This window comes from Falsiroseomonas sp., assembly GCF_051859025.1.
Classification (GTDB): domain Bacteria; phylum Pseudomonadota; class Alphaproteobacteria; order Acetobacterales; family Acetobacteraceae; genus Falsiroseomonas.
The window spans coordinates 142,635-155,102 of record NZ_JBHYGL010000037.1 but is presented as its reverse complement, the minus strand read 5'-3'; the positions used below and the strand labels follow the sequence as shown (position 1 = coordinate 155,102).

At 69.2% G+C, this 12,468-nt stretch carries 11 protein-coding genes; 8 read left to right on the top strand and 3 right to left on the bottom strand.

Translation table 11 applies throughout. The features are described from left to right. Window positions 1-56 precede the first annotated feature (56 nt). A complete protein-coding gene (locus tag ACTIE5_RS23815) occupies window positions 57-1,013 on the bottom strand; it encodes a hypothetical protein (RefSeq protein WP_439552218.1) in 957 nt (318 codons plus the stop codon). Between the two features lie 220 nt (window positions 1,014-1,233). Here ACTIE5_RS23815 and rfbF point away from each other — a divergent pair, with 220 nt between their 5' ends. The 3 genes from rfbF to ACTIE5_RS23800 are packed head-to-tail and all read left to right on the top strand — an operon-like array spanning window position 1,234 to window position 4,375. After that, window positions 1,234-2,064 (top strand): glucose-1-phosphate cytidylyltransferase, encoded by an 831-nt coding sequence (rfbF, locus tag ACTIE5_RS23810; protein ID WP_439552217.1) that lies wholly within the window; start codon window positions 1,234-1,236, stop codon window positions 2,062-2,064. An 11-nt stretch (window positions 2,065-2,075) separates the two neighbouring features. Then, window positions 2,076-3,272, top strand: coding sequence for a methyltransferase C-terminal domain-containing protein (locus tag ACTIE5_RS23805; protein ID WP_439552216.1), 1,197 nt, complete (start codon window positions 2,076-2,078; stop codon window positions 3,270-3,272). Window positions 3,273-3,283: 11 nt separating this feature from the next. Continuing rightward, window positions 3,284-4,375 carry an NAD-dependent epimerase/dehydratase family protein gene (locus ACTIE5_RS23800; RefSeq protein WP_439552215.1) on the top strand — a complete coding sequence of 364 codons (1,092 nt, stop codon included), beginning with the start codon at window positions 3,284-3,286 and terminating at the stop codon, window positions 4,373-4,375. 3 nt (window positions 4,376-4,378) lie between these two features. On the opposite strand, the gene ACTIE5_RS23795 is transcribed toward ACTIE5_RS23800, so the two are convergent. After that, window positions 4,379-5,311: a hypothetical protein gene (locus tag ACTIE5_RS23795; RefSeq protein ID WP_439552214.1), complete on the bottom strand. Its 933-nt coding sequence runs from the start codon at window positions 5,309-5,311 to the stop codon at window positions 4,379-4,381. A 19-nt stretch (window positions 5,312-5,330) separates the two neighbouring features. Then, a complete protein-coding gene (locus ACTIE5_RS23790; protein WP_439552213.1) occupies window positions 5,331-6,707 on the bottom strand; it encodes an oligosaccharide flippase family protein in 1,377 nt (458 codons plus the stop codon). A gap of 222 nt (window positions 6,708-6,929) precedes the next feature. On the opposite strand from ACTIE5_RS23790, the gene ACTIE5_RS23785 reads away from it, so the two are divergent. The 5 genes from ACTIE5_RS23785 (at window position 6,930) to ACTIE5_RS23765 (ending at window position 12,443) form a co-directional block, all read left to right on the top strand. Further along, window positions 6,930-7,676, top strand: coding sequence for a glycerophosphodiester phosphodiesterase (locus ACTIE5_RS23785; protein WP_439552212.1), 747 nt, complete (start codon window positions 6,930-6,932; stop codon window positions 7,674-7,676). A gap of 112 nt (window positions 7,677-7,788) precedes the next feature. Then, entirely contained in the window at window positions 7,789-8,586 is a 798-nt protein-coding gene (locus ACTIE5_RS23780; RefSeq protein ID WP_439552211.1) for an ABC transporter ATP-binding protein, read from the top strand. Continuing rightward, window positions 8,583-10,469 carry an AMP-binding protein gene (locus tag ACTIE5_RS23775; RefSeq protein WP_439552210.1) on the top strand — a complete coding sequence of 629 codons (1,887 nt, stop codon included), beginning with the start codon at window positions 8,583-8,585 and terminating at the stop codon, window positions 10,467-10,469. Before ACTIE5_RS23780 ends, ACTIE5_RS23775 begins: the two co-directional genes overlap by 4 nt. 9 nt (window positions 10,470-10,478) lie before the next feature. Then, complete coding sequence (locus tag ACTIE5_RS23770) at window positions 10,479-11,372, top strand: branched-chain amino acid ABC transporter permease (RefSeq protein ID WP_439552209.1); 894 nt, start codon at window positions 10,479-10,481, stop codon at window positions 11,370-11,372. Between the two features lie 3 nt (window positions 11,373-11,375). Next, window positions 11,376-12,443, top strand: coding sequence for a branched-chain amino acid ABC transporter permease (locus ACTIE5_RS23765; protein WP_439552208.1), 1,068 nt, complete (start codon window positions 11,376-11,378; stop codon window positions 12,441-12,443). The last annotated feature ends 25 nt before the right edge of the window (window positions 12,444-12,468 follow it).

The following is a 12,468-nucleotide window of genomic DNA, read 5'->3' as shown; positions in this document are numbered from 1 at the left end:
GCTGCGATGTGGTTGCGTCCCCGGCCTGACCGTCCGCCAGCCCGGACAGGGGACGTTCAGGCCGTGGGCGCGGTCCGCCCCGGCTCCGGCGCCGCGCCCGGCAGGGGGCTGCGGCGGCCGCGCCAGGAAGCCCACGCGCTGCGCCACGAACCGAGCGTGCCGCGCAGGACGATGCCGGCGCGGCGGCGGATGTCGCGCAGCCCCTCCTTCACCTCGGCCCGCCAGAAGAAGGGCTTCACGGGGTGCCACAGCATGTCGGACCGCGTGCCCATCCGGTACAGCGGCGGCTTGAACACCAGCGTGCCGGGGGCGAGGTTCACCTGCAGCGGCGTGTTGGTGTAGTGGCGCCCGCGGTAGCGCCCCGGCGTCATCGGCCCATCGCCGCCGAGGTCCAGCACCGTGAGCCCCGCTTCCATGCCGAGCGTGGGCCAGGTGGCCTCGCAATGCCCGCCCCAGCCTTCGCGATAGGCCGCGTCCATGACCCGCATCATGGCGGCGGAGGCCCGGTAGATCGGCAGGAAGGCGCGCCACTGCCGCGATTCCGGCACCGGCATCGGCGCCTGGAGGGAGGGCCAGTTGTACCAGTCGGGATCGGAGATGCGCGGGATCAGCCCGGGCACCAGCAGGTCCGCCGGATCATCCTCGAAGGCACGGAGGAAGCGGCTCCATCGGCCGGAATAGCGGACGTCGTATTCCACCACCCAGTAGCGCGCGTGCTGCGGCTGGGCGCGCCAGTAATGCAGGGCGATGAGGTCGGTATGCCCGCCGGCCCAGAGGGTCCAGGCATCGCCGCCGGATTTCGCGGGATAGGCGGTGTGGCGCATCTCCGGCGAGCGCACGATGTGGTGAGGCACTTCCGCCAGCCGCCGCGGCACCGGCGCGCCGGGCGCCAGGTGGATGAGGACGACCGGGCGGATATGGGGCGGGCAGCCCGCGCGCAGCTGGCTGAAGGCCCGCGCTGCCCAGCGATCGAAGAAATGGGTCTGGAACAGCAGCGCGGTGGTCGGCGGCATGGCGGGGCCTTGTCGTGCGGCGCGCCTTGGCCGCCGAGGTCTTCGACCATCAGCTTGCGCGCTCCGCGGTCCGATGGCGCCTCAAGATGCCGCGACGCACGCGGATGCGAGGCGGCTGCTAGCAACCGCGTGAGTGGTGGAACCTTCGGCTTCCATCAGCGCTCCCCACCCAGTCGTTCCGGCACCGCGGCAGGTGCGGGGCCATCAGGGAATTCGCGTCATGACGGTGCGCAAGGCAGTCATCCTCGCCGGCGGCTACGGGACGAGGCTGATGGAGGAGACGGAGACGCGGCCGAAGCCGATGGTCGAGATCGGCGGGCGGCCGATCCTGTGGCACATCATGAAGATCTATTCGGCGCACGGGATCAACGAGTTCGTGATCGCGCTGGGCTACAAGGGATACATGATCAAGGAGTTCTTCGCGAACTACCGCCTGCACATGTCGGACGTGACCTTCGACTACGGCCGCAACGACGTTTCCACCCATGTCGGAAGGGCGGAGGCGTGGAAGGTGACGCTGGTGGATACGGGGGCGGAGACCATGACCGGCGGGCGGCTGAAGCGCCTGGCGGATTACATCGGCGACGAGCCCTTCTGCATGACCTATGGCGACGGCGTCGCGCAGATCGATATAGGCGGGCTGATCGACTACCACGAAAGCCATGGCCGCGCGGCGACCGTGACGGCGGTGCGCCCGCCGAGCCGCTTCGGCGCGCTGGAGACGGATGCTTCAGGCCGCGTGGAGAAATTCCGGGAGAAGCCGCCGGGCGACGGCGTGCGCATCAATGGCGGCTTCTTCATCCTGTCCCCCCAGGTGCTGGACTACATCCCCGGCGACGAGACGGTCTTCGAGAAGGAGCCGATGGAACGCCTGGCGGAGGATGGCGAGCTGATGGCCTGGGAGCATGACGGCTTCTGGCATTCCATGGACACGCTGCGTGACAAGCGCGCGCTGGAAGCGATGTGGAGCGCGGGCCAGGCGCCCTGGATGGACCAGCCGCGCGCCGGCCTGCCACGGATCGACAATCCCCGGGCCGCCGTGACGGCCTGAGGGCGCCTGCCATGGCGCGACTGCACGAGGCACGACGGAACGGCATGCGTGCCCCGCCATCATCCGCGCCCTCCTGCCGCTGCTGCGGCCTGGTGCTGGAGGAGGAGGTCGCCGATTTCGGCCTGGCGCCGCTGGATGCGGCCCCGGTGCCGCCGGGGGCCGGGCTGTCCTTCCATCCGCTGCGGCTGATGGTCTGTTCGGATTGCCGCCTGGTCCAGCTGCCGGACCCCGCGCCGGCCGTGGCGCGGCCGCCATCCGCCCCGTGGCAGGCGGAAGGCTTCGCGGCCACCATGGTGGCCGCGCTGCGGCTGGATGGCTGGACGCCCGTGGCGGAGATCGGGCCGGGCGCCATGCTGCCGGCCTTCGCGCGCCGCGGCATGCCCGTGCTGCAGCAACACGCGGTTGGCTTCACCATCGACCAGGCGCGCCGCCTGCGGGCGGAGGGGCTGGAACCCGTGCTGCTGCTGGTGCCGGATGCGATGGCGGAATCGCCATCCCTGCACAGCCTGGCCGCGGGGCTGCGCGAATTCCTCGCACCCGGCGGCCTCGTGATGCTGGATGTGCCTTCGCTGCAGGGGATGATGGAGGGACGGCGGATCGACCTGGTCCGGCACGGCCTGCTGTCCTGGTTCACGCTGTCCACGGCGGAGATGGTGCTGGCGCAGCACGGCCTGGTGATCTTCGACGCCATCCGCACCGGGCGCGATGGCGGCGGGCTGCGGCTGCTGGCGCGCCATGTGGAGGATCGCGGCAAGACGCTGACGCCGGCGATCGAGGCGCTGCGGCGGGAGGAAGCGGCGGCCGGCCTTTCATGCCCCGATGCCTATCGCGCCTTCGCCGGCCAGTTGGTGGAGGCGAAATGCGCGCTGCTGGATTTCCTGCTGGGCGCGCAGCGCGGAGGGCGGCGCGTGGCGGGAGTCGGCGTGCCCGGGGGCCTGCCGGGCGGCGGCACGACGCTGCTGACCTGGTGCGGCGTGGGGCCTGAACTCCTGGCCTTCACCGTCCATGATGATCCGGCCTGGCAGGGCATGACCCTCGCCGGCACCAGCATCCCGATCCGCCCGCCCGAGGCGCTGGAGGAGGAGGCGCCGGACTATGTGCTCGACCTCGCCGCCACGCCCCGGGCGGCGCTTTCCTGCCGCCAGCCGGGCCCGCGCGCCTGGGGCGGGCGCTTCGTCGTGCCTCTTCCCAACATCGACATCGTCTGAGGAAGACTCCCATGCGCATCCTCATCACCGGCAACATGGGCTATGTCGGGCCCGTGGTCGCGGCGCATCTGCGCGCGACGATGCCCGGCGCGACGCTGGTCGGCCATGACGCCGCCTTCTTCGCGGATTGCCTGACCACGGCGGAAGGGCTGCCGGAATCCGTGCTGGACGCGCAGCATTTCGGCGATGTGCGAGACCTGCCTGCGTCGCTGCTGCGGGATGTGGATGCGGTCGTTCACCTCGCCGCCATCTCCAACGACCCGATGGGGCTGCGCTACGAGGCGCCCACGGCGGAGATCAACGCGGGCGCCTCGCTCCGCCTGGCGGCGCTGGCGCGGGAGGCGGGGGTGCGGCATTTCGTCTTCGCCTCCTCCTGCTCCATCTACGGCTTCGCGGAGGGCGGGAAGCGGCGGGAGGATGACGCGCTGAACCCGCTGACCGCCTATGCCCGCAGCAAGGTCGCGACGGAGGAAGCGCTGCACGCCATGGCGCCGCGCGACATGACCGTGACCTGCCTGCGCTTCGCGACGGCCTGCGGCGCATCGCCGCGCACGCGGCTCGACCTGGTGCTGAACGATTTCGTCGCGGGCGCGCTGGCGAATGGGGAGATCAGCGTGCTGTCGGATGGCACGCCCTGGCGCCCGCTGATCGAGGTGCGCGACATGGCGCGCGCCATCGAATGGGCGATCACCCGCGACCCCGCCGCGGGCGGGCCCGTGCTGAGCGTGAATGCGGGATCGGATGGGTGGAACCTGCAGGTGAGGGAATTGGCCGAGGCCTGCGTCGCGGCGATCCCCGGCACGCGCCTGTCCATCAATGCCGATGCGCCGCCGGACCGGCGCAGCTACCGCGTCGATTTCGGCCTGTTCCGCCGCCTGGCGCCGGACCACCAGCCGCGCATCGGCGTGGCGGAGGCGATCCAGGGGCTGCGGGACGGGCTGTCCGCCATCGGCTTCGCGGACCGGCATTACCGCGAAGGGCGTTTCATTCGCCTGCGCGTGCTGGACGCGCTGCGCAGCCGCGCGCGGATCGATGGCGATCTGCGCCGGCAATCCGGGACCGTGGCGCAGCCCGCGAACGAGAGGGCGGCCAGCGCCGCCTGATGCTCAACCCGGCGCCGTTTCCCGCCGGCGCCGGGCGAGCCAGTCGCGCAGCGCGTGCCGCTTCGCGCCGGCGATGACGCGCCATTCGCGAAAACCCGCGCCGATCTCGTCCTTCCAGTGCCAGGGCTTCACGGGGTGCCACAGCGTGTCCCGCCGCGTGCCGGCGCGGTACATCGCGGGCTTCGCGAAGAAGGTGCCGGGCGCCAGGTAGAATTGCGTGGCGCTGGTGGCGGCCGATGTGTAGAAGCGCCGCGTATTGCCGGGCGCGACGAAGGGGCCTTCTCCGCCAATATCCTCGATCACGAAGCCGCGCAGCCGGGCGAGGGTGGACCAGGTGGCTTCCAGGTGGCCGCCGAAGCCGGCGGCATAGGCGGCATCCATCGCGCGGAACATCCGGGCGCTGACGCGGAACAGCGGCAGGAAGGCCGCGGTCGAGGCCTCCGCCAGGGCTTCCGGCGTCCCGATCCCCGCGAGCGACGGCCAGCACACCCAATGCGGGTCCTGGTCCCGGGCGCGGACGCAGGTGGTGAGGAGATCCGCCTCGCTGCCCTCGAAGGCGTCGAACAGGCGCGACCAGCGGCCGGTGAAGGCGACGTCGTATTCCATCACCCAGCAGCGGTCGAAATCCGGCAGGGCGCGCATGGCGTGCAGCGGGATCAGGTCGCAATGGCCACCACCCCACAGCTCCCACGCCCTGCCGGTCCAGTCCGCCGCCGCGTTCTTGCGGGGGTAGGGCATGGCGCGGAGTTCATCCGTGCGGACGATGTGGTGCGGGTGGCGCGCCAGGCGCGGCGGCACGGGGGCGCCGGGCGGCAGGTGGATCAGCACGCGGCAATCGAAATGCGCGGGCGCTTCGCGGACGAGGCGCCGGAAGGCGCGTTCCGACCGGGCATCGAAGTAATGCGTCTGCAGCAGCAGCAGCGTGCGGGCCGGCATGGGGATGCGATCCTCCGGGCTATTCGGCGGCGATCATGCTGGCGCGGCGGGACAGGGCGCGTGGCAGGCGGCCGCGCAGCATCATCCAGGCCACCGCGCCATAGACGGCGGCACCCAGCGCGGCCGCCAGGATCAGCTCCGCCATCGGCGACAGGCGCAGCGTGAGTTCCAGCGCGATGACGGTGGCGGCCAGCGCGCCCGTCGCCACCAGGGCAGGCGCGATGCGCGCCAGCAGCCAGTTGACGGAGCGATTGACCTCCTTCAGTGCCATCCAGGTGAGGATCGGCGGCATGATCAGCGCCTGCGATGCCCAGGCGAGGGCGACGCCGGCCGGGGTGGCGGGCTGGAAGATCGCCAGCGCCGTCAGCGGGATGATCGTGGCCGCCGCCGCGACCGTCACGTTCCGCTTCGGCTTGCCGCGCGCCACGAACAGGCTCGTGGTATCGCCATGGATGAAGGTGATGACGGCGCTGAGGCCCACGATCTGCGCGGCATGCGCGGTCTGGTACCAGGCGGGGCCGAGCAGCGCCTGCACCAAATCCGGCGCCGTCAGCGCGATGCCGGCCGCCAGCGGCATGCCGAGCAGCGCCTGCAACTGCGCGAGGTCACCAAAGGCTTCGGCCTGCGCATGATCATCCCCCTGCAGGGCACAGAGCCGCGGCATGGCGATGCGCGAGGTCGCCTGCCACACCATCACGAGCGCGGCATCGAGCATCCGGAAGGCGAAGTGGCATACCGCCAGCACCGCCTCCGTGGTCACGAGGCCGAGCGCCAGCAGGAACAGCCGGTAGCGCCCGACCATGACGAACACCGCGAGCACCTGCGGCCCCGCGATGGGCCAGAGCGCGGCGAGCGAGGCGCGATCGATCGCGGGCTTGGCCGTGAAGCGGCCGAAGCAGACCATCAACAGGAAGATCGTGATGGTCGCGACCACCTGGTTGCCGATCATCGCCCAGGCACCGTAGCCCTGGGCGGCCAAGGCGAGCCCCACCGCGAGTGCCAAGGGCTGGCCCAGCATCACCCGCGCCGCCAGCAGCTTGAAGCGCTGCTGCCGCAGGACGAGGCCGGAGGCGCAGCCCGCGAAGGCGGATAGCGGCAGCAGCGGTGCCAGGCTGAGCGCCAGCGCCGTGACGCCCGGTGCGTCCGCCGCGCTGGCCAGAAGGGGCGCGCCAGCCGCCAGGATCAGCGCCGCGACGCAGCCTGCCAGGGTGGCGCCGATCAGCGCGCTGCCGGCATGCCGGGGCGTCAGCCTGGGGTGCTGCACGACCGCATCGGTGAACAGCGTGGCGCCGGCGACATCAAGCAGCATGAAGGCCGCGATCGCGACCATGCCCGTGCCGGTGGCCTCCGGCCCGATCACGCGGCCGATGACCAGCATCGACAGGAGGGAGAACACGGCGGAGGTCGCCGTCTCCGCCAGGACCCATGCGGGGGAGCGGGAGGCTGGGAGGCGCAGGGCGGTATTCCTTGGCAGCTGACGAGAATTGGTGCGGTGCAATATGCCCCCGATCGAGGCCGGCGCCGCTGACAACTCCGTGCCCGGGCCAAGCGCGAAGGGCCGGCAACGGTTCCCGACCGGGGCTGGATTTCGTCATGGCGACGGGCGAAAATCGCGCCCATGGCGAACCGCACCCTGATCGCCGCCCATCGAGGCGGCCTTTTCCTCTGGCCCGAGAACAGCGCCCGGGCCTTCCGAGAATCTGCTGGCCTCGCGGTCGAGCAGGCGGAATGCGACGTGCATCTCTCCGCGGATGGGGAGGTGATCGTGATGCATGACGCGACACTCGACCGCACCACCGACACGCGCGGCCCGGTTTCCGCCCGCAGCGCCGCCGAACTTGCCCGCGTTCGCGTGCGGGGCACGGCGGGGGAGGCCCCGCCGACGCTGGCGGAATACCTGGCCATCCTGGCGCCGTCCGCGGTCGCGCCGCGGATCGAGATCAAGGTCGATGCCGACAACCGCCCGCATCCCGGGATCGTGCCGAAGGTGATGGCGGCGCTGGATGCCGGCGGGCAGCGGGCGCGAAGCTGGATCATCGGCTTCCAGGCCGATACGATGGCGGAGGCGCAGCAGGCCGGCGGCCTGGCGGGCGTCGCCTGGCTGTCGGAACTCTCCACGCTGCGCGACATCGGCCTGGACGGCATCATCGCGGTGGCGAAGAAGCACGGCTTCCCCGAGATCGGCGTGACGGAAGGCGTGATCGACGCCGAATTCCTGGCGCGCTGCCGCGCGGCGGGGCTGGGGGTGGGCACCTGGGGCGCCAATCACGCGCCGAGCATCCGCCGGATGCTGGACATCGGCGTCGATATCTTCGCGACCGACGATCCCCCGCTGGCGATCCGGATGCGCGCCGCCAGCGCGTGAACATGTCTCGGGAAACGGGCAGCGAGTCTGCCATGGTGTAACGGGTTGCGGCGGGCCGCGCCGCATGCGTAAGCTTCCCTCCAAGGAGACAAACCAGGGGGGACACGGCGGCGTGGCCGACGAGGATCCGATTCTGTCGGCGGAAGGCGTGAGCCTGCGCTTCGGCGGCGTGAAGGCGCTGACCGACGTTTCCTTCAGCGTCCGCAAGGGCGAGGTCTTTTCCATCATCGGCCCGAACGGGGCGGGCAAGACCTCCATGGTCAATTGCGTCTCCGGCCGGTATCGCCCGACGGAAGGGCGCATCCTGTTCGATGGACAGGACATCACGAAGCTCGGGCCGAACCGCCGCGCGGGGCTCGGCATCGGGCGCACCTTCCAGAACCTGGCGCTGTTCGGGCATATGAGCGTGCTCGACAACATCATGGTCGGCCGCCACCATTTGCTGAAGGCCGGCTTCCTGCGCGGCATGATGTATTGGTGGGGCGGCGCGCAGCGCGAGGAACTGGCGCATCGCGCGGAGGTCGAGGAGATCATCGACTTCCTCGAGATCCAGCATGTGCGCAAGGCGCAGGCGGGTACGCTGCCCTACGGGCTTCGCAAGCGCGTGGAACTGGCGCGCGCGGTCGCGCTGAAGCCGAAGCTGATCCTGCTGGATGAGCCGATGGCGGGCATGAACCTGGAGGAGAAGGAGGACATGGCCCGCTTCATCCTGGACCTCAACCAGGAATGGGGCATGACCGTGCTGATGATCGAGCACGACATGGGCGTGGTGATGGACATTTCCCATCGTGTCATGGTGCTCGACTTCGGACGGAAGATCGCGGAAGGGCTGCCGGAGGAGGTGATGGCCCATCCGCAGGTCCGGCGCGCCTATCTGGGTGTGGACGATGAGGTGGAGGTCGAGGCATGACCGACACGCTGCCTCGCATTCTTGCCGACAACGCCGCGAAGCATGGCGATGAGATCGCGCTGCGGGAGAAGCAGTTCGGCATCTGGCGCAGCTTCACCTGGAACCACTACCACGCGCGCACGCGGCTGTTCGCGCTCGGACTCAAGCGCCTGGGCGTGGAGCGGGGCGAGGTGATCGCGCTGATCGGCGACAACCGCCCGGACTGGGTGATGGGGGAGATCGCGGCCCACGCGCTGGGGTGCCGCAGCCTTGGCATCTATCGCGACGCGCTGGATGAGGAGGTGGCCTATCTGCTCGCCCATGCCGGCGCCACCATCGTCTTCGCGGAGGATGAGGAGCAGGTGGACAAGCTGCTCGCGGTATCGGACCAGGTGCCGGGCCTGCGGCGCATCATCTACAGCGACCCCCGCGGGATGCGGAAGCTGGACGACCCGCGGCTGATGGCGGCGGAGGAATTGTGCAAGCTCGGGGCTTCCGAGGACCCCGCCGATTACGATGCGCTGCTGGCGGCGATGGAGGCGGAGGACATCGCCATCCTCTGCACCACATCGGGCACCACGGCGCGGCCGAAGTTGGCGATGCTGACAAGCGGCGCGCTGGTGCGGCATTGCCGGGCCTACCTCAAGGCGGACCCCAAGGGGCCGCATGACGAATACGTCTCCGTCCTGCCGCTGCCCTGGATCATGGAGCAGATCTACGTCCTCGGCTGGGGGCTGATCGCGCGGATGAAGGTCAATTTCGTCGAGGAGCCCGAGACGATGATGGCCGATTTCCGGGAGATCGGGCCGAGTTTCGTGCTCTTCGCGCCGCGCGTGTGGGAATCGCTGGCGGCCGAGGTGCGGGCGCGCGTGATGGATGCGTCACCGCTGAAGCGGAAGATGTTCGACCTCGGCATGAAGCTGGGGCTGGAGGCGGTGGCGAAGGGCACGAGGTCCGGCATGGCGGATACGCTGCTGTTCCGCGCGCTGCGGGATCGCCTCGGCTTCACCAACCTGACATCCGCCGCGACCGGCGGCGCGGCGCTGGGGCCGGAGACCTTCCGCTTCTTCCAGGCCATGGGCGTGCCGCTGCGGCAGTTGTACGGACAGACGGAGCTTCTGGGCGCCTATACGCTGCACCGGAAGGGGGAGGTCGATTTCGACACGGTCGGCGTGCCCTTCGACGAAAGCGTCGAGCTGCGCGTGCACGAGCCCGACGCGAATGGGGTGGGCGAGATCGTGACGCGGCACCCCAACATGTTCAGCGGCTATTTCGGGCTGGAGGCGCCGGCCGATCTTCGCGATGGCTGGTTGCATACCGGCGATGCCGGCTATTTCGGCAAGACCGGGCAGCTTGTCGTCATCGACCGCATCAAGGACATCGCGGAGACATCCGGCGGCGATCGCTTCAGCCCCCAATACATCGAGAACAAGCTGAAATTCTCGCCCTTCGTGGCGGAGGCGGTGGTGCTGGGCGCGGGGCAGTCTCACCTGGCGGCCATGATCTGCATCCGCTTCCCCATCGTCAGCAAATGGGCAGAGCGCAACCGCATCGCCTTCACCACCTATTCCGACCTGGCGGCGCGGCAGCAGGTGCTGGACCTGCTGCGGGATGAGGTGGCGAAGGTGAACGCCACCTTGCCGCCGGCGCAGCGCCTCCGGCAATTCGTTCTGCTCTACAAGGAGCTGGACGCGGATGACGAGGAGCTGACGCGTACGCGCAAGGTGCGACGCGGCGTCATCGCGCAGAAATACGGCGACATCATCGCGGCGATCTATCGCGGCGACGAACAGATTCCCGTGGACACGACGATCGCCTTCCAGGACGGCACGAAGCAGCGCATCCGCACCACCTTGCGCGTGATCGTGACGGATATGGCGGCGCCGGCCATGGCGGCGGAATAGGGGGCGACGATGGACCTGACGCTGCTGCTGCAACTCACGCTGAACGGGCTGATCGTCGGCGCGCTGTATGGCGTGGTCGCGATGTCCTTCGTGCTGATCTACAAGGCATCGCAGGTCGTGAACTTCGCGCAGGGCGAGTTCCTGCTGGTGGGCGCCTGGGTCTGCTGGTGGTTCCTGACAGAATGGCAATTGCCCTTCTATGCAGGGTTCCTGTTCACCTTGGTGTTCATGATGCTGTTCGGCCTGGTGCTGCAGGTAGTGGTGCTGCGGCCGCTGATCGGGGAGCCGGTGATCAGCGTCATCATGGCGACCATCGGCCTCGGCATCTTCTTCCAGGCGCTGATGAAGTGGATCTTCGGCGTGTTTGCCAAGCCGTTTCCACCGGTCTTCACGGTCGAACGCATCAGCGTGCTGGGGCTTGAGGTGCAGACGGTCTACCTGGCGAGCCTCGGCATCTCGCTGCTCATCATGGCGGGTTTCGGCTGGTTCTTCACGGCGTCCAAGCACGGGCTGGCGATGCGGGCGACGGCCTTCGACCAGCAGGTGGCGCAGTCGCTCGGCGTTTCCGTGCCGAAGGTCTTCGCCATGTCCTGGGCCATCTCGGCGGTGGTGTCGTCCGTTGCCGGTGTCGTCGTCGGCGTGGTGAATGGCGTGTCCTCTGCCCTGTCCTTCTACGGCATCAAGGTGTTCCCGGCGGTGATCCTGGGCGGGCTCGACAGCATCATCGGCGCGGTGCTCGGCGGCGTGATCGTGGGGCTGCTGGAGAACTGGGCGCATTACATCGACAGCGAATGGCTGAACTGGGGCAACATGTTCCAGATCGCGCCCTTCTACGCGCTGGTGTTGATCCTGCTGATCAAGCCCTACGGCTTGTTCGGCACCAAGAACATCGAGCGGGTCTGACCGATGGTCGCGATGACCCCCGCGGGTGACTACCGCACCAGCTATCGCGCCGACACGACCATCTTCCCCACGCGCAACAGCCGCATCGCGCTGTTCGTGGGGCTCGCCCTGCTGTGCTGTGCGCCGCTGCTGCTGGGGCGGTATGAGCTGAGCCTGCTGATCAATATCGGCTTCCTCGGCATCGCGGCGCTCGGGCTGAACATCCTGGTGGGCTTCACCGGCCAGATCAGCATCGGGCATGCGGCCTTCTTCGGGCTGGGTGCCTTCACCTCCGCCTGGCTGCATGAGCATCTCGGTATCCCCGTCATGCTCTGCATCCCGCTGGCGGGCGCGATCACGGCGCTGATCGGGCTGGTCTTCGGGGCGCCGGCGGCCCGCCTTAAAGGCCTGTACCTCGCCATCGCGACGCTGGCGGCGCAATTCATCCTGGAGGATTTCTTCGCCCGCGCGCGCTGGTTCACCGGTGGCGTGGCGGGGCGGATGACGGAAAGCCCGGTGCTGTTCGGCTTCGCCTTCGATCGCGACGAGACCTATTTCTACCTGACGCTCGCCTGGGTGGTCATCATGTTCGTGGGTGCCGCCAACCTGATGCGATCCCGCGACGGGCGCGCGCTGGTGGCGGTGCGGGACCATTACCTCAGCGCGGAGATGATGGGCATCAACCTGGCCTATTACCGCACGCTGAGCTTCGGCATCGCCTCGCTCTATGCCGGCATCGGCGGCGCGCTCTACGCGCACTACCTGCTGTTCGTCAGCGTGGAGGCCTTCAACATCCTCTTCTCCATCCAGTTCCTGGGCATGGTCATCATCGGTGGGCTGGGCAGCGTGATGGGCAGCCTGATGGGCGCGGCCTTCATGGTGATGCTGCCGGAGGTGACGCAATGGGGGGCGGAGGCGCTGGCAGGCAGCGCGATCGACCAGGCGCTGCGGCTCGGCGCCTCCATCTCCTTCCTGCGGGAGATGGTGGTGGGCGCTGCGATCATCCTGTTCCTGATCTTCGAGCCCGATGGGCTCGCGAGGCGGTGGCGCCTGATCAAGGCGTACTGGAAGCTCTACCCGTATTCACATTGACCGGCCTAACGCCGGCGAAGGGGAG

Bases quoted from the DNA above. Each gene is read 5' to 3' on its own strand.
- ACTIE5_RS23770 (WP_439552209.1), top strand. From the start codon at position 10,479: ATGGACCTGACGCTGCTGCTGCAACTCACGCTGAACGGGCTGATCGTC.
- rfbF (WP_439552217.1), top strand. From the start codon at position 1,234: ATGACGGTGCGCAAGGCAGTCATCCTCGCCGGCGGCTACGGGACGAGG.
- ACTIE5_RS23795 (WP_439552214.1), bottom strand. From the start codon at position 5,311: ATGCCGGCCCGCACGCTGCTGCTGCTGCAGACGCATTACTTCGATGCC.
- ACTIE5_RS23805 (WP_439552216.1), top strand. From the start codon at position 2,076: ATGGCGCGACTGCACGAGGCACGACGGAACGGCATGCGTGCCCCGCCA.
- ACTIE5_RS23775 (WP_439552210.1), top strand. From the start codon at position 8,583: ATGACCGACACGCTGCCTCGCATTCTTGCCGACAACGCCGCGAAGCAT.
- ACTIE5_RS23815 (WP_439552218.1), bottom strand. From the start codon at position 1,013: ATGCCGCCGACCACCGCGCTGCTGTTCCAGACCCATTTCTTCGATCGC.
- ACTIE5_RS23785 (WP_439552212.1), top strand. From the start codon at position 6,930: ATGGCGAACCGCACCCTGATCGCCGCCCATCGAGGCGGCCTTTTCCTC.
- ACTIE5_RS23800 (WP_439552215.1), top strand. From the start codon at position 3,284: ATGCGCATCCTCATCACCGGCAACATGGGCTATGTCGGGCCCGTGGTC.
- ACTIE5_RS23765 (WP_439552208.1), top strand. From the start codon at position 11,376: ATGGTCGCGATGACCCCCGCGGGTGACTACCGCACCAGCTATCGCGCC.